The sequence below is a fragment of the Caballeronia sp. LZ033 genome (assembly GCF_031451265.1).
Lineage (GTDB): Bacteria > Pseudomonadota > Gammaproteobacteria > Burkholderiales > Burkholderiaceae > Caballeronia.
The window spans coordinates 733,707-756,022 of sequence record NZ_JARUXQ010000003.1; the positions used below are offsets into that span (position 1 = coordinate 733,707).

General features: G+C 64.7%; 21 protein-coding genes. 17 read left to right on the forward strand and 4 right to left on the reverse strand.

The features are described from left to right. Positions 1-71: 71 nt before the first annotated feature. Positions 72-773, reverse strand: coding sequence for a WHG domain-containing protein (locus QCE62_RS24505; RefSeq protein ID WP_309924099.1), 702 nt, complete (start codon positions 771-773; stop codon positions 72-74). 154 nt (positions 774-927) lie between these two features. Between QCE62_RS24505 and QCE62_RS24510 the strand changes: the two genes are divergently transcribed. The 4 genes from QCE62_RS24510 (at position 928) to QCE62_RS24525 (ending at position 4,244) form a co-directional block, all read left to right on the forward strand. Beyond that, a complete protein-coding gene (locus QCE62_RS24510) occupies positions 928-1,479 on the forward strand; it encodes a hypothetical protein (protein ID WP_309924100.1) in 552 nt (183 codons plus the stop codon). A 22-nt stretch (positions 1,480-1,501) separates the two neighbouring features. Further along, complete coding sequence (locus QCE62_RS24515) at positions 1,502-2,410, forward strand: amidohydrolase family protein (protein ID WP_309924102.1); 909 nt, start codon at positions 1,502-1,504, stop codon at positions 2,408-2,410. Positions 2,411-2,431: 21 nt separating this feature from the next. Beyond that, a complete protein-coding gene (locus QCE62_RS24520; RefSeq protein ID WP_309924104.1) occupies positions 2,432-3,367 on the forward strand; it encodes an alpha/beta hydrolase in 936 nt (311 codons plus the stop codon). A 229-nt stretch (positions 3,368-3,596) separates the two neighbouring features. After that, complete coding sequence (locus tag QCE62_RS24525) at positions 3,597-4,244, forward strand: hypothetical protein (RefSeq protein WP_309924106.1); 648 nt, start codon at positions 3,597-3,599, stop codon at positions 4,242-4,244. Positions 4,245-4,260: 16 nt separating this feature from the next. Here the strand turns inward: QCE62_RS24525 and QCE62_RS24530 are convergent, their stop codons facing one another. Beyond that, positions 4,261-5,943, reverse strand: a complete 1,683-nt coding sequence (locus tag QCE62_RS24530) for an FAD-dependent oxidoreductase (RefSeq protein ID WP_309924109.1) — start codon at positions 5,941-5,943, stop codon at positions 4,261-4,263. A gap of 348 nt (positions 5,944-6,291) precedes the next feature. On the opposite strand from QCE62_RS24530, the gene QCE62_RS24535 reads away from it, so the two are divergent. From QCE62_RS24535 to QCE62_RS24585, 11 genes are all read left to right on the forward strand, one after another. Next, positions 6,292-7,344 (forward strand): sugar ABC transporter substrate-binding protein, encoded by a 1,053-nt coding sequence (locus QCE62_RS24535; protein ID WP_309816458.1) that lies wholly within the window; start codon positions 6,292-6,294, stop codon positions 7,342-7,344. 69 nt (positions 7,345-7,413) lie between these two features. Further along, positions 7,414-8,217 (forward strand): ATP-binding cassette domain-containing protein, encoded by an 804-nt coding sequence (locus tag QCE62_RS24540; RefSeq protein ID WP_309924111.1) that lies wholly within the window; start codon positions 7,414-7,416, stop codon positions 8,215-8,217. A gap of 17 nt (positions 8,218-8,234) precedes the next feature. Beyond that, complete coding sequence (locus tag QCE62_RS24545; RefSeq protein WP_309924113.1) at positions 8,235-9,494, forward strand: ABC transporter permease subunit; 1,260 nt, start codon at positions 8,235-8,237, stop codon at positions 9,492-9,494. Positions 9,495-9,529: 35 nt separating this feature from the next. Beyond that, a complete protein-coding gene (locus tag QCE62_RS24550; protein WP_309924114.1) occupies positions 9,530-10,258 on the forward strand; it encodes an SDR family oxidoreductase in 729 nt (242 codons plus the stop codon). A 22-nt stretch (positions 10,259-10,280) separates the two neighbouring features. Further along, positions 10,281-11,045, forward strand: a complete 765-nt coding sequence (locus QCE62_RS24555) for an SDR family NAD(P)-dependent oxidoreductase (RefSeq protein ID WP_309924116.1) — start codon at positions 10,281-10,283, stop codon at positions 11,043-11,045. 99 nt (positions 11,046-11,144) lie between these two features. Next, complete coding sequence (locus QCE62_RS24560) at positions 11,145-12,269, forward strand: ROK family protein (RefSeq protein ID WP_309924118.1); 1,125 nt, start codon at positions 11,145-11,147, stop codon at positions 12,267-12,269. Positions 12,270-12,312: 43 nt separating this feature from the next. Next, positions 12,313-13,290 carry a sugar kinase gene (locus QCE62_RS24565; protein WP_309924119.1) on the forward strand — a complete coding sequence of 326 codons (978 nt, stop codon included), beginning with the start codon at positions 12,313-12,315 and terminating at the stop codon, positions 13,288-13,290. Further along, on the forward strand, positions 13,283-14,566 hold the full coding sequence (locus QCE62_RS24570) for a D-tagatose-bisphosphate aldolase, class II, non-catalytic subunit (RefSeq protein ID WP_309924121.1): 1,284 nt from the start codon (positions 13,283-13,285) through the stop codon (positions 14,564-14,566). Before QCE62_RS24565 ends, QCE62_RS24570 begins: the two co-directional genes overlap by 8 nt. Positions 14,567-14,592: 26 nt before the next feature. Beyond that, positions 14,593-15,369 (forward strand): L-iditol 2-dehydrogenase, encoded by a 777-nt coding sequence (locus QCE62_RS24575; RefSeq protein ID WP_309924123.1) that lies wholly within the window; start codon positions 14,593-14,595, stop codon positions 15,367-15,369. 45 nt (positions 15,370-15,414) lie between these two features. After that, a complete protein-coding gene (locus tag QCE62_RS24580; protein WP_309924125.1) occupies positions 15,415-16,194 on the forward strand; it encodes an SDR family NAD(P)-dependent oxidoreductase in 780 nt (259 codons plus the stop codon). Positions 16,195-16,283: 89 nt separating this feature from the next. After that, complete coding sequence (locus QCE62_RS24585; RefSeq protein ID WP_309924128.1) at positions 16,284-16,928, forward strand: DsbA family oxidoreductase; 645 nt, start codon at positions 16,284-16,286, stop codon at positions 16,926-16,928. 168 nt (positions 16,929-17,096) lie between these two features. On the opposite strand, the gene QCE62_RS24590 is transcribed toward QCE62_RS24585, so the two are convergent. Continuing rightward, the gene (locus QCE62_RS24590) at positions 17,097-17,759 is read right to left on the reverse strand and encodes a DUF4397 domain-containing protein (protein ID WP_309924130.1); all 663 of its coding nucleotides are present in this window, start codon (positions 17,757-17,759) and stop codon (positions 17,097-17,099) included. Between the two features lie 311 nt (positions 17,760-18,070). Further along, positions 18,071-19,579: an MDR family MFS transporter gene (locus QCE62_RS24595; RefSeq protein WP_309924132.1), complete on the reverse strand. Its 1,509-nt coding sequence runs from the start codon at positions 19,577-19,579 to the stop codon at positions 18,071-18,073. Positions 19,580-19,769: 190 nt separating this feature from the next. Here QCE62_RS24595 and QCE62_RS24600 point away from each other — a divergent pair, with 190 nt between their 5' ends. Together QCE62_RS24600 and QCE62_RS24605 are read left to right on the forward strand one after the other, a co-directional pair. Next, on the forward strand, positions 19,770-21,692 hold the full coding sequence (locus QCE62_RS24600) for an AAA family ATPase (protein WP_309924133.1): 1,923 nt from the start codon (positions 19,770-19,772) through the stop codon (positions 21,690-21,692). 145 nt (positions 21,693-21,837) lie between these two features. Beyond that, entirely contained in the window at positions 21,838-22,308 is a 471-nt protein-coding gene (locus QCE62_RS24605) for a hypothetical protein (protein ID WP_309924135.1), read from the forward strand. Positions 22,309-22,316: the final 8 nt, after the last annotated feature.

Below are 22,316 nucleotides of genomic sequence, written 5' to 3' on the forward strand. Positions count from 1 at the left end.
ACCAGAAAGTGCCAGGAATGGGTGATCTGACTAGTCCATTCCGGCGCTTCTGGCCAGGGTTTCAGTAGCAACTAGACAGCGGGTCCACGCGGCTCGTCTGCGGGAGACAGGCGCATGCGTTCGAGAACAGCCGCCACCAGCGCGGCTGCGTCTTCGATATCGTCGGTGATCTGCGCGATGCTGTTGAGGCGTTCATCGATGAGCAGCATCGCCAGCCCGTGCACATAGGCCCAGCCGGCCGTCATCTCGATAGCTCGCGCCGTGTCGATGCGCTGTATCGGCTGTTCCGGCACATTCGCCGGACCAAGCGTGCCTGCCAGCGCGCGAATCGACATGCGTCTGGCCTGAACAAGCGCCTCGTTCGACTGATCGAGCAACTCGTTGCGCGACATCAGCCTGAAAAGATCCGGCTGCTTCAGCGCGAAGCGGATATAGCCCCGCCCGATTGCCTTGCGACGTTCCAGCGGGTCGGCGATGCCTTTCGCGCATTTCGCCATCGCCGCCGCAAGCCGATGATGACCGATCGCCGCCAGTTCGCTCAGCACGCCCGCCGTGTCGTTGAAGTGGCGTTGCGGGGCCGTATGCGACACGCCGACTTCCCGGGAGACCGCGCGCAAGGTCAGCCCTCGCAGACCGTCCCGGCGTAAGACCTGTTCGGCCGCTTCGAGCAGCGCCTCGCGCAGCGAGCCGTGGTGATAGGGCCGGTCCGGCGGGGCTTGTTCCGTAGGGGATTCGTGTCGTCCCCGACGCGATTTTCTGGGTGTTTCGTTCATCAGGCAGTCTATTGTCCATATGTTTCCATCGTAAACACATGTTGACGGATCGGTGGAGCGAAGTCAAAATGTTTCCAGTGGACACATTTCCGATGACGAATGAGCGCTGGCTCGCGCCAGCTCGACTTTTCTTCCGCAGGAGTTTTGCATGGACATGCTGCTGGCGTTTTCCCCTTTCATCGCGTTTGTCGTGATCGAGCGTACCGTCGGGATTTCGGCGGGTCTGGCCGCTGGCGCGCTGGTTTCGGCCGTGTTGCTGGTGCGCGATCTCCTGTCGAGCGAACGTCGCATGAAGATTCTGGAGATCGGCACGTTCCTGCTGTTCGGCGCCCTGACGCTGTATTCGCTCGCGTATGGCGCAGCCTGGTCGGTGGCGGAGGTGCGGTTGCGCGTCGACGCGGGGCTCCTGCTGATCGTCCTGGCGTCCATCCTGGTGCGGCAGCCGTTCACGCTGCAATATGCGCGCGGGAAAGTGGCCCGCGAACTGTGGACCTCGCCGGGATTCGTCCGGACCAACTACGCGATATCCTTGGCCTGGGCGCTCGCATTTGCAGTGATGGTCGCGGCGGATGTGTTGATGGCGTACATGACGTCGGTGCCGCATTCGGTGGGCATCGTCATTACAGTTGCAGCGCTGTACGCGGCGATCAAGTTCACCGGATGGTATCCGCAGCAGCAGCAACAGCGTGCGGCACAGCGGGCATGAAACGGCCTTATCGGAGGGGTTCATGAGCACGCCATCCAGGATCGTCGACGCGCATGTCCACTTCTACGACTCGGGACACAATCGACACGCATTTCTGGAACGTGTGGATCCGTGCTATGAATCCTTCGTCGGCAACTACGATGCGCTGCCGCGACGTTATCTGCTGTCCGACTATCTCGCGGATACGCGCGATCATTGCGTCGAAGGCGTGGTCTGGCATGAGTTCCTGTCCGATGATCCGTGGCAGGAAGCGTCCTGGGCACAGGAACGCGCGAACGATTCCGGCGTGCGGCACGCGCTTGTCGCCATCGTCGATTTTCTGGATCCGGAACTCGAACGCAAGCTGGATCAATATCAAAGCCTGCCGAAACTGACGGCCGTGCGCGAACACCTCGTCTGGGATCCATCGAATCCGCTCAGGCGTTTCGCCAAGCGGCCCGACCTGCTGGAAGATCCGGCGTGGCGGAAGCAACTGAGTCTGCTCGAAGGGCGTTCACTCAAGTGCGGTCTGGAGATATTCGCGCACCAGTTGCCTGCGTTGACGGATGTCATCAAGGCTCATCCGCATATCGGCTTTACGGTGGCCGTGATGGGCTGGCCGCTCGACCTGTCCGACGAAGGCTTCACCCGATGGCGCAATGATCTGGCCGAGCTGGCGCGCTGCGACAACATCCGCGTGAGCATTTCGGCGCTCGAATGTATCTTCGGCATGCGGTGGACAGCGGACCAGGCGGAGCGGTGGGTGCGTGCCACGCTGGACACCTTCGGCGTGTCTCGATGCATGTTCGGCAGCCATATGCCGATTGCAGGACTGTCGACCGGCTTTGCGGCGTCATACGCGCGTTACGCGGGCTTCGTCGAAACGTATTCCGCCGATGAGCGCGATGCGCTTTTCTACGGCGTCGCGAACGACTGGTTCAATCCATCCTGAGCGCCGCATCGGAGCCGTTGAATGCCTCAGAACGAGCGACTTCAGGCGAATGGCATCGAACTTCATGTGGAAGTGTTCGGCTCGCGCTCCGATCCCGTGGCGCTTCTGGTGATGGGCAACAGCGCACCCGGGCTCGTGTGGCCTGACCGGTTCTGTGAAGAACTGGCCAGCGCCGGTTTGTGCGTCGTGCGTTTCGATGCCCGCGATACCGGGCTCTCCACCTATATCGACTTCGACACTTCGCCCTACACGCTCGATGACCTCGCCGCCGATGCCTTCGCCCTGCTGGATGCACTGGCTGTCCGGAGCGCTCACGTCATAGGCTTGTCGCAAGGCGGGGTGATCGGGTACCGGATGGCGCTCCAACGGCCGGAACGATTGCGCAGCCTGACCGTGATGATGTCCTCGGCCGACCTGCGGCCCAAGAACGACGCTTTTGCAGGCGTCGCGCCGAGGGCGGGCGAGCTTCCGCGTCCGTCGGCGGACTACGTTGCGCAAGTCATCGCGCTCAATGCGAGTGCGCCGGTGACGGAAGACGAGCGTGCGCAGCGCTTCGTCGACAACTTCCGGCTCGCCGCCGGACCGCGTTCGCCTTTCGATGAACCCGCGTGGCTGGCGCTCGGCCGTGCATATGCCGCGCAGCCGCTGCTGAGAACCGACGGCCTGTCCGCGACACTCGCCAACAACAGTCACCACGCGCTGGCCCAGAAGCGTTCGCCCGTGCTGCAACCGGACGAACTTGCGTCGTTGCGAGTTCCGGTCCTGCTGATCCACGGCAGCGATGACCCGATCTTTCCGCCGAAGCATGCGCGCTGGGCCGCGTCCGTGATACCTGGGGCGCAGTTGCATATCGTGGACGCGATGGGCCATGCATTGGATCCCGCGTTTTTCGCGCCGGTGCTCGGCGCGCTGGGCAGCTTTTACGCGCGGCTCGATCGAGAACCGGCATCGGCTTGAGCGCCTGACCGGGCCACCGGCCGAGAGCCGGGCTCATGTTACGATCGTTGCTGTATCCCGAAAGCTTTCCAGCCATACCCTGTTGCCGTTCACGCCGCGTCCTTCCGCGCGTGCTGCACGACAGGCGTGACCGCACCGTCCATCCCTGAAAATCCCGACACGACCCGATGGCTTCGCCATTCAGCAGCCCGTGCAGTTCGAGCAGAAGTGACAATGGAGTCATGCAGCAATGAACAAGTCAAAGACCAAGTTGACCCGTATGGATGCCGAGCGGCTTTTCGAAGGGCTGGCGCCGTCGAAGAAGAGCGTGTCGGGTCGCCCGGAGAATCCGTTCGGTCCCGCCGCGTCCGACGTCGTGAAGCGCGTCGAGGATGACGAGTCGGCGCTGTGGAAGGACAACCTGATCACGCTTCCGGTCGGAGTGGATTTGCCGAAAGGCTATGCGTCGGCGGCCCGGATGCGCGAAGCGATGACACGGGCGCTCCACGTGAAGTGGGTCAGGGAAGGCAAGGACGAGATCGTCGCGGAATTTCCGGAAGGTTGGGAAGCGGTCCGCCCGAAGACCGGCGCCATTGAACTACGGGATGCCGGCGGCCGCGTTCGCGCGGTGTACGGCTGGGCCAAGGATGCCGAGTTCCGGCTGCTGCCGCGTTATCTCGTCGAATCGCAGTCGCATGGCTCGAACGGACTTGGCAGCGTGCTGGTTCGCGATCGCGAGAACGGGCGCATCGTCGAACGCTCATCGAACTGGTCTGCACAGACCGGAACCCGTCATCCGGACTGGCCGAAGCTCACCGCGTGGCTCGATGCCCATTATCCGGATCACCATGATCCGCTGCGTTACTGGGAAGACTGCGAGAGCAATCTCCGGGGTTGAGCAGGATGGGAAGCGTCTAGCCTGTTTCGGCCAGGCAAGCATGGATTTGCGCGACCACCGCCGCGCCTTCGCCGACCGCCGATGCGACACGCTTGATCGATCCCGACCGCACATCGCCGATGGCGAACACGCGCGCCACGCTCGTCTGCAAGGACATCGCGCCGGCTTCCGGCTGAGGCTGCGGCACCTGCGGGCCGGTCAGGACAAAGCCTTTGCTGTCCAGCGCGACGCCGCAAGTCGCGAGCCATTTGCCGTTTGGCTGCGCGCCAATGAACACGAACAGATGGTGCGTCGCGACACTATCGGTCGCGCCGTCTTCACGCCGGTAGTGAACGCGTTCGAGCCGGGCATCGCCTTCGAGCGCGGTCAGATCGGTACGGACATGCAGCGTCACGTTGGACAGCGACATGATCCGCTCGATCAAGTAATGCGACATGCTGTGCCGCAGGCTCGCGCCCCGGATGCACAGATGCACGTGTTCGGCATGGGACGCCAGGAACACCACGGCCTGTCCCGCCGAGTTGCCGCCGCCGACCAGCACGACCGGTTCCTTGCGGCATAGCCGGGCCTCGATGGGCGTCGCCCAGTAATACACGCCGTTGCCCTCGAAGCGCGCGAGGTCCTGAATATCGGGGCGGCGATATTCCGCGCCGGTTGCAATCACGATCGTACGTGCCGTGATACGCCGGCCATCCGTCAACTCGACGCAGGGCAGCGCGCCGCCGCAGTGCAAGGCCATCGCTTCGCAAGGAATGCCGATATGCGCGCCGAACTTCTGCGCCTGGACGAAGGCGCGTCCGGCGAGCGCATGACCGGTGATGCCGGTCGGAAAGCCCAGATAGTTCTCGATGCGCGAACTGCTGCCTGCCTGACCACCGGGCGCGCGGCAGTCGATTGCCGCCACCGACAAGCCTTCCGACGCCGCATACACCGCCGTCGCCAGCCCGGCCGGACCCGAGCCGACGATCGCCACGTCATAGGCATGCGCCGGGTCGAATTCGGGAATGAGCCCGAGACACGACGCCAGTTGCCCCGCGTCGGGATTGCGCAGGATGGCGCCGTCCGGACACAGGACCAGTGGAAAGTCGTCGGGCTTGGGCGCGAGGCGTTCGAGCAGCGCGAGCGCTTCGGCATTGCCTTCGGCATCGAGGGAAGTAGACGGGAACACATTGCGGCGCAGGAAGGTCTGCAGATCGAGCAGGCGCGCATCGTTCGACGATCCCACCAGCACCACGCCCTGGCCGCGTTCGAACACAAGCACGCGGCGCAGGATCAGCGCGCGCATGATCGTCTCGCCGAGATCGGCTTCGCTGATCATGACGGCCTGAAGCGCATCGGGGCGCAGCAGCAGCGCATCGACGTCCTCGATGACCTGGGCATCCACGACCGCCGGCTTGTTCGACAACTGGGTCACGTCGGACGTGAATGCGCCGCGCTGCGTGTAGGTGCAGAGGACGCGCTCGTGTCCGAGCGCATCGCGGCTGACGATGCGCACTCGGCCGGAGAGCAGCACGAAGACGCCGGGACACGGACTGCCTGCGCTGTAGAGCAGGGTGCCGCTCGCGTGCCGGCAGGGCTCGCCGAAATGGCGCAGCCGTTCGACATCGCGCTCCGTCAGCACGGGGAACATCTGCTGATGTCGCGGATGATCGCGCACGCTGGCTTCGTCCGACTCGGGTGCGCCGAAGAAATCGCTCATGCGGTGATGCTCCATCGAGGGTGCGAACCGGCCGTCGGGCACTCCACAGTCCGGCTGCGATTTCCATCATAGGCGAGCCATGTGCGCACGACAGGAGCACCATTGATCGCGCTTGGCGGGCTCAAGCGCAATTGGCTGAAGGTCTTGCCGGAGCATGCCTTCGTATGGCTTAGCAATCGGCACGACGCGGACGCCCGTGCTTTATTCAGCGGCGAACTCGGGGTTTGCCCTTGTCCGCCAACATCTCGTTGACTTAGTTAAATCAATTGATTTAATGTCGTTTCGACGCGGACGGATCGAGCCTGCGTTGCCCATACCAAGATCGCAAGATCGAATAACGGAGACATGATGACTAGCCAATCCCGGACGCTATTGAGCGCGGCCACGTTTGCGCTCGCCTTGTCGAGCGGCGCCGCCACTGCAGCAACGAGCGGCACCGTTGCATTCCTGATGCCCGATCAGGGCTCGACGCGCTACGAGCAGCACGACTTTCCCGGCTTCAAGGCGGAGATGGGCAAGCTCTGTCCCAACTGCAAGGTGCTGTACCAGAACGCCAACGGCGACGCGTCGCAACAGCAGCAGCAATTCAACTCGGCGATCTCGCAAGGCGCGAAAGTGATCGTGCTCGATCCGGTCGATTCGGCCGCCGCCGCTTCGCTCGTGCATCTGGCGCAGAGCCAGGGCGTCAAGGTGATCGCCTATGACCGGCCGATTCCATCGACGCCCGCCGACTACTACGTCTCGTTCGACAACCAGCAGATCGGCCGGGCCGTGGCGCAATCGCTGGTGGAGCATCTGAAGGCGAGCGGCGTCGCGCCGGGCAAGGGCGGCGTGCTCCAGGTGAACGGTTCACCGACCGATGCCGCCGCGGGGCTCATCAAGAAGGGCAGTCATGAAGGTCTCGCGGGCAGCGGCTACAAGACGCTCGCCGAATACGACACGCCGGACTGGGCGCCGCCGAAGGCGCAGCAATGGGTCGGCGGGCAGATCAACCGCTTCTCCGGGCAGATCGTCGGCGTGGTCGCCGCCAACGACGGCACCGGCGGCGCCGCCATCGCGGCGCTGAAGGCGGCGGGCGTCAATCCCGTGCCGCCGGTGACGGGCAACGACGCCACCATCGCGGGTCTGCAACTGATCATCGCGGGCGAGCAGTACAACACGATTCTCAAGCCGAGCGAGATCGTCGCGGCAGCGGCGGCGCGCGTCGCGGTCGGGCTGCTCGACGGACAGAAGCCCAAGGCGCAGACGACGCTCTTCAACACGCCGTCGCAACTCTTCCAGCCGACGGTCATCACGCAGAAGAACCTGAAGGCGGAGGTCGTGGACAAGGGCATCGAAAGCGCGAAGAACCTCTGCACCGACCGCTATGCGGAAGGCTGCAAGAAGCTCGGCATCAACTGATCTGGCGTACTCGCTGCGGGGATGCCGTGTCTGCGGCATCCGCCTTCTTCCGATCCGAGGCCTGTCCAAATGAGCGACCAACCGACTGCGGGAGCGCGGACCGGCGAGCTCGTGCTGAGCTTGCGCGGCATCTCCAAACATTTCGGCGCGGTGTCGGCGCTGACGGATATCGAGCTCGACGTGCACGCGGGCGAAGTCGTCGCGCTGGTCGGCGACAACGGCGCGGGCAAGTCGACGCTCGTCAAGATTCTCGCCGGCGTGCATCAGCCGAGCAGCGGCACGATCACCTTCGGCGGCCGTGAAGTGACCCTGGCCGATCCCGGCGCGGCGCTCGACCTGGGCATCGCAACGGTATTCCAGGACCTCGCGCTGTGCGAGAACCTGGATGTCGTCGCGAACATCTTCCTGGGCCGCGAACTCGCCCCGCTGCGCCTCGACGAAGTCGCGATGGAAGTGCGCGCGTGGACGCTGCTCAATGAACTGTCGGCGCGCATTCCGAGCGTGCGCGACGTGGTGGCGTCGCTGTCGGGCGGCCAGCGGCAGACCGTGGCGATCGCGCGTTCGCTGCTGCTCGACCCGAAACTCATCATGCTCGACGAACCGACGGCCGCGCTCGGCGTCGCGCAGACCGCCGAGGTGCTGAACCTGATCGAACGGGTGCGCGACCGCGGTCACGCCGTGATCATGATCAGCCACAACATGGAAGACGTGCGCGCCGTGGCGGACCGGATCGTCGTGCTGCGGCTCGGGCGCAATAACGGCGTGTTCTATCCGGATTCGTCGAATCAGTCGCTGGTCGCGGCCATCACCGGCGCCACCGAGAACGCCGTGTCGCGCCGCGCGGAGCGTCGTCAGGCTGCGCCCAACGCCTGAAGCCAGGAGTCATCGAGATGAGCGACAAATCCACTGAAACGCGCCCGGCCGGCGCGCCGCTCGACCGCAGCGACGTGCGCGTGAAGCACGCCGCGAGCGCGGGCGATGTCATCTCCGCCTTCTTCGATCGCGTGCGTTCCGGCGATCTCGGATCCTTGCCCGTGGTCGTGGGCCTGATCCTCATCTGGACCGTGTTTACGAGCCTGAATCCGGTGTTCCTGTCGGCCAACAATCTGGTGAACCTGTTGTTCGACTGCTCGACCATCGGCGTGATCTCGCTGGGCATCGTCTGCGTGCTGCTGGTCGGACAGATCGATCTTTCGGTCGGTTCGATGAGCGGCTTCGCCTCCGCCTTGGTGGGCGTGCTGTGGGTCAACCAGGGCTGGCCCGCGCTGGCGGCGATCGTCGTGGCGGCGATCGCGGGCGCGGCCGTGGGCGTGCTGTACGCGGTGCTGCTCAACCGCTTCGGCATGCCGAGTTTCGTCGCGACGCTCGCGGGCCTGCTCACGCTGCTCGGCTTGCAACTCTACGTGCTCGGTCCGTCAGGCTCGATCAACCTGCCGTACGACTCGGTGATGGTCAACCTCGGGCAACTGATGATCATCCCCGCTGCCGTGTCCTATGTCATCGCGCTCCTGCCCGGCGCGGCGCTGCTGATCGCGGGATGGCGCACGAGCGCACGGCGGCGGGCCTCGAACCTGTCGGCGGCATCGAGCACTTCGTTGCTGATCCGGAGCATCGTCGTTACCGTGCTGCTCGAAATCGTCGTGGCTTATCTCAACACCGGACGCGGCGTGCCGCTGATGTTCGGCCTGTTCGTGGGTCTCGCGGTCGCGCTGGACTACGCGCTGCGCCGCACGCGCTGGGGCCGGTCGATGAACGCCGTCGGCGGCAATCGCGAAGCCGCGCGGCGCGCGGGCATCAACGTGCGGGCCATCTACACCAGCGCCTTCGTGCTGTGCGCGACGCTCGCCGCGCTCGGCGGCGTGCTGACCGCCGCGCGCCTCGCGTCGGCGAGCACGCAGGCCGGCACCGGCGATGTCAACCTGAACGCCATCGCGGCGGCGGTGATCGGCGGGACGAGTCTGTTCGGCGGCCGCGGCAGCGCGTATTCGGCGGTGCTGGGCATGATCGTGATCCAGTCGATTGCAAGCGGCCTCACGCTGCTGAACCTCTCCTCATCGCTGCGCTTCATGATTACCGGCGCGGTGCTCGCCATTGCAGTGATTGTCGATTCGCTGGCGCGGCAGTCGCGGGTCTCGCACGGACGCGCCTGACTTCATTTCAAACCTCACGAAAGGCAGAAACGGACATGAGTGAACTGCTGAAGGGCAAGGTCGCCGCCGTCACGGGCGCGGCATCGGGCATCGGTCTCGAATGCGCGCGCACGTTCGCGGCGGAAGGGGCGAAGGTCGTGCTGATCGATCGCGCCAGGGAACGGCTGGAGACGCTGTGTACCGAGATCGGGCCGAACGCACTGCCGCTCGTCGTGGACCTGCTGGAGCCGTCGCAGGTGAGCGGCATGCTGCCCGGGATTCTCGATGCCGCCGGCGGTCTCGACATCTTCCACGCGAACGCCGGCGCCTATGTGGGCGGCGAGGTCGCGGCGGGCAATCCTGACGACTGGGACCGCATGCTCAATCTCAACATCAACGCCGCGTTTCGCTCGGTGCACGCCGTGTTGCCGCACATGATCGCGCAGAAGTCCGGCGATGTGATGTTCACGAGTTCGGTGGCGGGCTTCGTGCCGGTGGTGTGGGAGCCGGTCTACACGGCATCGAAATTCGCGGTGCAGGCTTTCGTGCATACGCTCAGGCGGCAGGTGATCAAGCATGGCATTCGCGTCGGCGCGGTCGCGCCCGGTCCGGTCGTGACGGCGCTGCTCGACGACTGGCCGAAAGCCAAGATGGAAGAAGCGCTGGCTGCCGGCAGTCTGATGCAGCCGAAGGAAGTCGCCGATGCCGTGCTCTTCATGCTGAGCCGCCCGCGCAATGTGACGATCCGCGATCTCGTGATTCTGCCGACGAGCGTCGATATCTGAACGCCTTTCAGGACCTCACTCCATGATCCTCGATAAATTCCGCCTCGACGGCAAACTCGCGCTGATCACCGGCGGCACGCGCGGCATCGGCCTGGCGATTGCCCATGCGTTCGGCGAAGCGGGCGCGCGTCTGGTCATCAGCAGCCGCGCCCCGGTGCCCGAAGCCGAACGCAGCCTGCGTGACGCGGGCCTCGAATTCGACTTCATCGCGGCCGATCTTCAGGAAGAGGACGCGCCGCAACGTCTGATCGATGAAACGGTGAAGCGGCACGGCCGGCTCGACATTCTGGTCAACAACGCGGGCGTCGCCATTCACGGCGACAGCGGCGATTTTGACGAAGCGCGCTGGCGCCGCATCATGAGCCTCAATCTCGATGCCGTGTTCCGCGCCTGCCGCGCCGCTCTCGTGCCGATGCGCGCGCAGGGCAGCGGCGTGATGCTCAACATGGGTTCGATCTCGGGCATCGTCTCGAACATTCCGCAGAACCAGGTGGCCTACAACAGTTCGAAGGCCGCGGTCCACATGATGACGAAGAGCCTCGCCAGCGAACTGGCGACGGAGAACATCCGTGTCAATGCGGTTGCGCCGGGCTATATCGATACCGACATGTCGCGCGGCGGCATCGAGAATCCGGAGTGGTTCAGGATCTGGAGCGGCATGACGCCGATGGTGCGCGTCGGCCAGCCCGAGGAAGTCGCGGCGGCGGCGCTGTTCCTGTGCTCGCCCGCCGCGAGCTATGTGACCGGCGAAGTGCTGGTTGTCGACGGCGGCTATACCACGCGTTGATTCAAGGCAGAACAGGAGTTTCCAAGCGTGCCCGACAAGCACACACGATCGCACACCCGACAGCACACCCGGCATCAGCACGGCTTCAACGGACCTCGCGTGCGCGACCTCAATCGCGCGCTGGTGCTCGAAGTCATTCGTCAGGAGCCGGGCATCGGACGCGCCGACATCGCGGCCTCAACGCGGCTCACCGCCGCGACCATCACCAACATCGTCGGCGGCCTCATCGGCGACGGCGCGGTGGAGGAATCGATCGATCGCGAAGTGCGCGCGACCGGCCAGCCGGTGCGCAGCCTGCACATCATTGCGGACTATGCCTCGACCATCGGCCTGCACTTCGACCATGAATTCGCGACCGGCGTGCTCGTGGACGTAGCGGGCAACGTGATCCACAAGATGCGTCAAGAGCTGTCGATAGAAGATCCCGAGCGCGCGGTCGAGGTGCTTGCTTCGCTTTACAACGCGTTGTACATGCATCCCGGCCGCGTGGGGAAGATGCTTGGCGTGGGCGTCTCGGTGATGGGGCCGATCGACGGCGCGAGCGGCCGCGTCTGCCAGTCGGCGCAGTATCCGGCCTGGCGTGAGTACGGCTTCCGCGATGCGCTGTCGCAGCACATCGACCACGAGATCCACATCGAGAACAACGGCACGGCGGCGGGACTCGGCGAGTACTGGTTCGGCGACGGCCGGCATTTCGGCAGCTATCTGCACGTGAGCATCGGCAATGGACTGGGCGGCGCGCTGCTGGTGAACCGGCGCGCGGTGCGCGGCTTGACGGGCAACGGTTGCGAGATCGGCCACGTCAATGCGTACCGCGACGGCGTACCGTGCTTCTGCGGCGCGCGCGGCTGCCTGGAGACCATCGTGTCCTTGCGCGGGCTGGCGCATGCGCTGGGCTGCGAACATATCGGCGAAATCGATCTGAACGCGCTCGACACCGAACACAGCGCGGCCTTCGAGCGCTGGATCGAGCAGGCCGGCGCGGACCTGGGCCGGGTGCTGGCGAGCGTGTCGAATATCGTCGACGTGTCGGATGTGATCGTGAACGGCATGCTGCCGCCGGAGCCGTTGCAGAGGCTCGTCGCCCGGGCGCGCGACGGCGTGGCCGCCTACGAAATGAACGGCCGTCCCGCCCGCATCGCGCTGCATCAGGGCCGCGCCGACAGCGAGATTTCCGCGGCGCTCGGCGCGGCCACGATGCCGCTCTACAGCAACCTGTTCTAGCGGCACACGCAGCGCCGGTTCATCAATGATCGAGGGTACAGGCATGGCTGAATCATCACTCTTCGGAATCCAGACGAACGGCCTCATCATGACGATGGGCGAGATCCTCGTCGAGATCATGGCGACCGAGCGCGGGCAGTCGTTTCGTGCGCCGGGCCTGCTGATCGGACCGTATGCGAGCGGCGCGCCGGCGATCTTCATCGATCAGGTGGCCAAGGCGGGCAGCCGTTGCGCGATGATCGGCTGCGTCGGCGACGACGACTTTGGCGTGCTCAACGTGGAGCGGCTGCGCGCGGATGGCGTGGATGTGTCGGCCATCGACGTGCTGCGGCATGAAACCACGGGCAGCGCCTTCGTCACCTATCGCGACGACGGCGAGCGCGACTTCATCTACAACATTGCCAACAGCGCGTCGGCGAAGTTGTCGGAGGCGCAGGTGAGCGAGGCGCGGCTCAAGGACTGCGCGCATTTTCATGTGATGGGTTCGTCGCTGTTCTCGGCCGGGATCATCGACGCCGTGAAGAAGGCGGTCCGTATCGTCAAGGCGCAGGGCGGCACGGTGAGCTTCGATCCCAATGCACGCAAGGAGATCCTGAACCGGCTCGGCATGCGCGATGCTTTCGACCATCTGATCGCCAGCACGGACGTGTTCCTGCCGAGCGGACACGAAGTCACGCTGCTGACGCAAGCCGATTCCGAGGATGCCGCCATCGAGGAACTGCTTGGACGAGGCGTGCGCGAGATCGTCGTCAAGCAGGGCGAGCAGGGCTGCCGTCTGTACGACGGTGCGCAGCGGCTGGACCATCCGGCGTTTGCCGTCGAAGAGGTCGATCCCACCGGCGCGGGCGACTGCTTCGGCGCGACCTACATTGCGTGCCGCATGCAGGGCATGGACGCGGAACGCGCGCTGCGCTATGCGAGCGCGAGCGGCGCGCGTGCGGTTCAGGCCAAGGGTCCGATGGAAGGCACCGCGACGCTCGCACAACTCGATCAGTTCATCTCGGAGCACCGACATGCATGACGTGGTGACACGCCTTTCCGGCGATGCCGACGCGGGCCGCAGGCTCAAGGGCATCTACTCGATCTGTTCCGCGCATCCCTGGGTGCTCGAAGCCGCGCTGCGACAGGCGCTGGACGACGATACGCCGCTGCTGATCGAATCGACGTCGAATCAGGTCGATCAGTTCGGCGGCTACACCGGCATGAAGCCGGCGGATTTCGTGCGCTTCGTGCACGGCATCGCCGACAAGGTGGGCTTCGCGCGCGAGCGTCTGATCCTCGGCGGCGATCATCTGGGTCCGAACGCGTGGCGCGCATTGCTTGCCGAGGAAGCGATGGAGCGCGCCGATGCGCTGATCGATGCCTATGTCAGCGCGGGCTTCAGCAAGATTCATCTCGATGCCAGCATGCCGTGCGGCGGCGATCCCGAGCGGCTGTCCGACGCAGTCGTGGCCGAGCGCGCGTCGCGTCTCTGCGCGGTTGGCGAAGCGGCAGCGCAACGCGCGGGCTTCGCCACGCGGCCGGTCTATGTGATCGGCACTGAAGTGCCCGTGCCGGGCGGCGCGAGCGAGGCGCTGGAAGGCGTCGAGCTCACGCATGCGGATGCGGCGCTCGAAACGGTCGCGATTCATCGCGCCGCCTGGCACGCGCGCGGTCTCGACGATGCCTGGCAACGCGTGATCGCGCTGGTCGTGCAGCCGGGCGTCGAGTTCGATCATACGAAGGTGATCGACTATCAGCCCGCGCTCGCGGGAGGACTGTCGCAGGCCTTGAAGCAACTGCCGGGCATGGTCTTCGAGGCGCATTCCACCGACTATCAGACCGCCGACGCACTGCGTGCCCTGGTGCACGATGGCTTCGCGATTCTCAAGGTCGGCCCGGGCGTGACCTTCGCGTTGCGCGAAGCGCTGTACGCACTCGCCGATATCGAAGCCGAACTCGTGCCGGCGGGCGAGCAGTCGAGGCTGCGCGAGGTGGTCGAGCAGGTGATGACGGACAAGCCGGGCAACTGGGAACGCTACTACCACGGCGACGAACACGAAAAGCGTCTGCTGCGCACCTATAGCTATAGCGACCGCGTGCGCTACTACTGGACCGATCCCGCGATCGATGCCGCGACGCATCGCCTGCTGCACAACCTCGACGCAACGCCGATCCCCGAGAACCTGCTGAGCCGTCATCTCCCGGCGCAGTACTGGGCGCTGCGGGCGGGACGCATCGACGGTGCGCCGTCGAGCCTGATTCAAAGCAAGGTACGTGAAGTCATCGAGATGTACGCGGCCGCGTGCCGCGCCTGAATCCCTTCTTTCAATGGACGCTGCAAATGAAACTCGAAGGCAAGATTGCGATTGTGACCGGCGCGGCAGCCGGCATCGGCGAGGCGGTCGTGCGCCGCTATCTGGAGGAAGGCGCGAAAGTCGCGGCGGTCGATGTCAAGCCGCAGGCCGACATGAGCGCCACGTTCGGCGGCATTCCGGCCGAGCGGCTGCTGCTTATCCAGGCCGACGTCACGAAGCGCGAGGGCATTGAACAGATCGTGAGCGCGACGCTCGGCGCGTTCGGGCGTATCGACATTCTTTACAACAACGCGGCCATCTTCGACATGCGGCCCTTGCTGGACGAATCGTGGGAGATCTTCGACCGCGTGTTCGCCGTCAATGTCAAAGGCATGTTCTTCCTGATGCAGCGCGTGGCGCAGCAGATGGTGGAGCAGGGCGGCGGCGGCAAGATCATCAACATGGCGTCGCAGGCGGGCCGGCGCGGCGAAGCGCTGGTGTCCCATTACTGCGCGAGCAAGGCCGCGGTCATAAGCTATACGCAGTCGGCGGCTCTCGCGCTGGCGCCGCACAAGATCAACGTCAACGGGATTGCGCCCGGCGTGATCGATACGCCGATGTGGAAGGACGTCGATGCACTCTTCGCGCGTTATGAAAACCGACCCATCGGCGAGAAGAAGCGGCTTGTCGGCGAAGCGGTGCCGCTCGGGCGCATGGGCAAGCCGGATGAACTGACCGGCGCGGCGGTGTTCCTTGCATCGGCGGATGCGGACTACATCACGGCCCAGACGCTCAATGTGGATGGCGGGAACTGGATGAGCTGACCTGCATTGGGTCATCCCTTTGTCAAACGCGCTGAGGATCCACGCATGTACATGAACAAATTCCGGCTGGACGACCGTGTCGCGGTAATTACCGGTGCTGCACGGGGCATCGGTTTCGCCATTGCGGAGGCGCTTGCCGAAGCGGGCGCGCGCGTCGTGCTGACCGACTACGACGCGAAGGCGCTCGACGATGCCGTCGCCCGGCTTGCCGCGACCGGCGCGACGGTGGAAGGCGAGGTGTTCGACGTCACCGATGCCGCTGCCGCGCAGCGCGTGAACGACGCCATCGTGGCGCGGCACGGGCGCGTGGATGTGCTGGTGAACAACGCGGGCATCGCCATCTCCGATCACCCGGCGGAAAGCATGAGCGACGAAACCTGGAGCCGCGTGATCGATGTCAATCTGACCGGCGTGTTCCGGGCGTGCCGCGCGTTCGGCCGGGGCATGCTGGAGCGGGGCGGCGGCAGTATCGTGAACATCGGCTCGATGTCGGGATTCATCGTCAACCGGCCACAGGAGCAGGTGAACTACAACGCATCGAAGGCGGGCGTGCATCATCTGACGCGTTCGCTGGCAGCCGAGTGGGGCGCGCGCGGCGTGCGGGTGAATGCGGCGGCGCCCACTTATATCGACACCGAGATGAACCAGTACGTGCACGCGAAGGAAAACGAGGCGCGCTTGCAGGGCTGGGTCGGCAACACGCCCATGCACCGGTTGGGCCGGGTGGACGAGATCGCCTCTGTGGTGCTGTTTCTTGCAAGCGATGCGGCGAGTCTCATGACCGGGGCGATCGTGCTCGCCGATGGCGGATACGTGTGCTGGTGAGGATGCGCAAGCGCATCGCTTCCGGCCGATGCCTGCAAGCCCCGGCGTTTGACGCTACCCTGTCGAACTCGCATTCCACTCAATCCCCCATGTCCCGCACTCTTCAAATCGACTTCGTTTCCGATATCGCCTGCCCGTGGTGCGCCGTCGGGCTTACCTCGCTGCAACGCGCGCTGGAACGCCTCGGCGACTCCGTCGACGCCAATATCACACTCCATCCGTTCGAACTGAATCCGGACATGCAGCCGGAAGGCGAGCGCATCGTCGACTATATCGGCCGCAAATATGGCCGCACGCCCGCGCAGATCGCCGAATCGCAGGCGATGATCCGCGAGCGCGGCGGGCAGGAAGGCTTCACGTTCGGTGAACGCAACCGGGTCTACAACACCTTCGATGCGCACCGCCTGCTGCATTGGGCGCGCATCGAAGGCAAGCAGCTCGAGCTCAAGCTCGCGCTGTTGCGCGCCTATCACGGCGACGGCAAGGACGTGAGCCAGGCGGACGTGCTGATCGATGCAGCACGAAGCGTCGGACTCGATGCCGAACAAGCGCGCGACGTGCTCGCCAGCGGCCGGTTCGCGGATGAAGTCCGCGCGGAAGAGCGGGAGTTCCAGGAACTCGGCATTCAATCCGTCCCGGCGATCATCTTCGACCGCCAGTATCTGGTGAGCGGCGGACAGCCTTCCGAAGCATTCGAAGAAGCGATCCGCAAGATCATCGGCGGGCAGGCTTGAGGCGCTTCTAGCATTGAAGCCAGAGATTGCCCATCTCGGGCTGGCCATAGGTCAAGATATGGCCGCTTCGCTTAAAAAGTTTCATCATAAGCATTATGTTAAGCAAAGTACGAGGTAACGGACCGTGACATGGGCATTCCGAACTTCATGCCCGGTCCGGGTTCGCACTCACTTCCCGTCCACCAACACCTTGAGTGCAAGCGGGTTCGTCGCAGCCGTCTTGACCGACCCGATCGCCACCGCCGTGTAGTTCGTGCCCGCAGCCACATCGATATTCGCTTCGATTGCGGTCGTCAACGTCCCTGCAACGTTGACCTTCACATCGTAAGTGCCGGGTGCGACCGAAAGGTAGTTGCTGATCGCCGCAAACGGCACATTCGACAACACCACCTGGTTATTGACGAGTACATCCACGGGACCCGCCTCGGGCGCAGCGTGAATCACTCGCAAACGCGCTTGTCCGGCGGGAGGCGCCGATGCGTCATCGGTCGCGAGAAGCGGCTGAATGCTTGCCACGAAATTCGCTGCAATGGCGGTATAGAAATTGTCTCGTGCCAGCGAGGGTGAAACGCTGATTACCGTAGTCGAAGTACCCGCTGCGTTGATCTTGATGTTATGCGCGCCCGCAACAATCGTCAGGTAATTCGACGCAGTGGGATAAGAAACATTTGCGAGGACGAGGCCGTTGTCGATATAAACATCGACGTTGGGCGCGTCGGGAGATGCGTGAAGAATCCTGAGATGGGTATTGCCGGAATTGTTATCGTCACCGCCGCAGCCCGCTATGACTGACGCGACGCAAACCAGCAACATTGCAAGGTATTTGATCACGTCGTGCTCCCATAGCCCAGGCGGGCGATGCCAACAGTCTGACCGATTTCCTTGGCCGACCAAGCTTCGGTTCTAAGCACGATGGGCCTATGAGAAAAATATAAGGTCGCAAGTTTTTAGACAAGATGAACAAATGCCGTACATGGAAATATTCTTGTTCATTCTTTGTTGGATTTTAAAAGACTTAGCATTTACGCAAGTGTTTTAACTGCTAAAAACCGCTGACAAACTCCTGTATTAATCAAAGCGAAACGAGGAAATCGCTCAAGCAATTCCTCGATGGCATGTGAGAAAACGGAGAGCGGCATAACCTAACGCTGCGGCAGCCTGCTGCGCGCCAGCCTGAGCACCAGCAGGAAGCCGATGAACATCACGATGCCGCCTGCAACCAGGCTCGCGCCAATCGCCCCGCGATAGACCGCTACGACCTGCGCCTGCTGCGCGGCGCTCATCTGCGCGATCGCGCCGAGGCCGTGATCGAGCAGCGCCTGGGTGTCGAAGGCCGCGGGCAGATCGCTGAGCTCGCGCTTGAGCACGAAGCTCATGATGCCGCCCGACAACGCCACGCCCAGCGACGCGCCGAGCGAGCGCACGAAACCCATTGTCGCGGTCGCGGCGCCGAGCACGCGTTCGGGCACCGAGTTCTGCACGATGACGGTCGCATTCGGCATGCCGATTCCCATGCCTGCGCCGAGCACCGCCATCGCGCAAAGAAACAGCGGCACACTGGCGCCGCGATGCGCGAGCAGCGCGAGCGATGCCAGCCCGAGGCATTCCAGGAACACGCCGATCGACAGCAGCGTTGCAATGCGCTTCAGGCTGCCGACCGAGAAGCGTCCGCCGGCCACCGAGGTAATCAGCATCAGCGCGACTTGCGGCAGCATCATCGCGCCAGACTGCTCGGGCGTCTCGCCCAGCACGAGCTGGAAATACAGCGGCATGAACACGAGCGAGCCCATCATCGCGAAGGCCATGATGCCCGACGCGGCCACGCAGGTGGCGTAGGGCACGTTGCTGAACAGCTTCAGGTCGATGATCGGCTCTTGCGCGCGCCGCTCGACGAAGAACAATGCGGCGAAGCACGCGAGCGCCAGCACGCAGGCCAGCGGCAGGCGCAGCCCGGACATGAACGATGCCGACGCCGAGTTGAACACCAGCAACAGCGCCGACGTGCCGAGGCAGACCAGCACCGCGCCCGCGTAATCGACGGCATGTTGCCCGCCGCGCTCGACCTTCGGCAGCGACATCAGCACCAGCGCCAGCGACAGCGCGCCGATCGGCGGGTTGATATAGAACACCCATCGCCAGGATGGGTGGCTCGTGATGAAGCCGCCGAGCAGCGGTCCCGCCACGCTGCTCACCGCGAATGCGCCGGTGAAGAGTCCCTGAGCGCGGCCGCGCTCGCGCAGGGGCACGTGGCTGCCGACGTGCGTCTGCGACATCGTCATCAACCCGCCCGCGCCGAGTCCCTGCAACGCGCGGAACAGGATCAGCGTGTTCATCGACTGTGCGGCGCCGCACAGCGCCGAAGCCGCCAGGAAGATGCCTATGCTGAGCGCGAAGAACGGCTTGCGGCCGTACATGTCGGAGAGCTTGCCGTAGAGCGGCGCGCTGACGGTCGAGGTCAGCATGAACGCCGTCACCACCCACGTGAGGTGATTGAGTCCGCCAAGTTCGCCGGCGATGACCGGCAGCGCGGTCGCGACGATGCTCTGGTCGAGCGCGGCCAGGATCATCGCAAGGATGAGGCCCGCGAAGACGCGGCGGCGCTGGTTCAGTGGGAGGGAGCTTGCGTGGGGTTCGATTGCTTCAGTGGACATCGGTGAAGGAAAGTTGAATGGCGATCGCCAGTTTACTGGACGTGGCGCCTGCATGACCAAAGCGGTCACCCGCACGGACAGCCCGCCGCGATGCGTACACCATGGGTCAGCCATGCTCATGCGTCGCCGCATGAGCGCCACGTCCCCGCCCGAGAGGGACGCACGCATACGCATTCGAGGAAGACCGCTGATGAAACCGGGAAAAAACGGACCGTGGACCCGGTGGGGCCGACGGCGGGTGCGCTTCGCCTTTGTGGTGATCATCGCGGTGCTGGTCGCGATCGGCGGCGCCGTGCTGCGGCATCGCACGGCCCAGCCGCATGTCGATCCGCTGCAGGCATCGAGCATTGTCCGCGCGATGCGCGATGACCCGTCGCCATGGGCGCGCACCGAGCAGGATGCGTCGCGCATGCTCGCGGACATCCGCGAGCAGCGCGTGGCGGCCATCGGCGTGACGCTGGACGCCATTCTCGTCTCGACGAAAGACGGCGCGCGCTACTTCGTCACCGACCGTTTCGCGGTGTTCTCGCAGGCGCTGCTGCTCAATCCTGCAAAGGACGGCCGCGCGCCCGATTACCGGATTGCGTGGCTGCCGAATGTATCGATCGGCACGCATGCGGGCTTCGCGACGCTGCTCGCCGCGTTCCGCGACTCGGCCAGCATGCTGGTGTCCGTGCTGCTGCTGTTCCTGATCTTCCGCTACATGCGTCGCGAGATGAAGGGCGATGCCACGCTCATCACCGAACCGACCCACCTGAGCTTCGACGACGTGATCGGCGCGGCCGAGGCCAAGGCCGCGCTCGAAGACATCCGCGCCTATCTGCGCGATCCGGCTTCGTTCGCGAAGCTGGGCGTCCGTCCGCCATGCGGCGTGCTGATGACGGGCGGACCGGGCGTCGGCAAGACGCGGCTGGCGCAGGCGCTGGCGGGCGAATGCGGCGCGCAGTTCATCGCCATCACGGGAAGTTATTTCAGCGCGAAGTACTACGGCGTCGGCATCCAGAAGGTCAAGCAGTTGTTCAAGATGGCGCGCAAGCATGGGCCGGCCATCATCTTCATCGATGAAGCCGACGGCCTCGCCGCGCGCACCACCGGCGCGTCCGATTCCGCCGATGCCGAAAGCAACCGCATCATCAACCAGTTGCTCGCGGAGATGGACGGCTTCGACAAGAACGATGGCGTGATCGTCGTCGCGGCGACCAACTTTCCCGAGAGCATCGACGAAGCGCTGCGCCGTCCCGGCCGCTTCGACCGCATCGTGCCGGTGCGCCTGCCCGATGTCGCGGATCGCGTGAAGATTTTCGAGTATTACCTGGAAAGGATGCCGTCGCGTGCCGCGGATATCGACTGCGCCCAGCTCGCGCGGCTGACGGTCGGCTTGTCGCCGGCCTCGCTGGCGATGATCGTCAATCAGGCCGGGCTCATCGCGCGCCGGAAGGGTGCGGACTCGGTGGCCGCGGCGCATCTGCGCGAGGCGGTCAAGGTCGTGCGCATCGGCGACGTGAGCGGCGCGCAGAAGGCGCTCGATGCCGAGGAGGTGCGCCGCGTCGGCGTGCACGAGGCGGGGCATGGCGTCGTCGCGGCGCTGCTGGGCACGGGCGTGCTGGAGGAACTGACGGTGCTGCCGCGCGGCGGCGCGCTGGGCATGGCGCTCATCACGAAGCCGCAGGAGAAGCATCTGTACCGCCGCAGCGAACTCGAAAAGGAACTGATGGTGCTGCTCGGCGGACGCAACGCGGAATTGCTGGTGTTCGGCGAGGCGTCGAGCGGCGCGGCGCAGGATCTGCAGGAGGCATCGCGCATCAGCCTGGAGATGGTCTCGCGACTGGGCTTCGGCAGCGACGGCAATCTGTTCAGCCTTGCAGCGCTGCCACGCGAGAGCGCCGGACGCCAGCTCGACGGGGCGATCGCACAGGCCAACGCGATGTTGAACGAGATGGACACGCGCTGCTTCGAATTGCTGGAGCGGCATCAGGCCGTCCTGCGGGAGGTCACGGACGCGTTGATCCGCTCGGAGACGGTTCCGGGGGAGTTTGTGTATGCGTTGATTCGCGGGAGCGAAGGCGTCCTGCCGCTCGAACTCGATGCCGCTTGCACGGATATCGATGCGTGAGCCGTGCGTCCTTTGTAACGGGCGTTTTTGGAGCCCTGCCGCTCTTCCGACTCACCCGCGTCAAGCGAAAGCAGCGATGGCGCCACGCTGAATCTACCGAAACGCGGCCGCCTCAATTTTGAGATAGCCGGTTAAAATGCGCGCCATGAATGCCCTTCGCCGGTTCCTCCTGCGGGGCGGAATCGCGAGCCGGCTGAGTGTGCTGGCCGCTTTCGCCTTGCTTCTTGCGCGCGCCCTGTTGCCGGGCGCGGTGATGCTCGATCCGGTATCGGCGGCGCAGGGCGATTTTGCGCTTGTCATCTGTTCCGGGCACGGTCCGATGTTCGCGCCCGACGCCCACGCGATGATGAACATGTCCGACGAGGACATGATGCACGGCGACATGCACATGTCCGCAAGCGGCGGCGCGCCGATGCAGACGCCGATGGCATCGGACGACGGTCTCTGCCCCTTCAGCGCCGCGCTGTTCGTTGCCTGCGTGAGCGTGACGCTCGCGATCGTGCTGTTTGCGCTGACGCGCGTCACGGAACGGTGGCGCGTCCTTCCGACGCACCGGCCGACGCGTGCGTCACCCCATCTTCGCCCGTTGTCGCGGGCGCCTCCCCTGTTCATCTGAGAACGAGT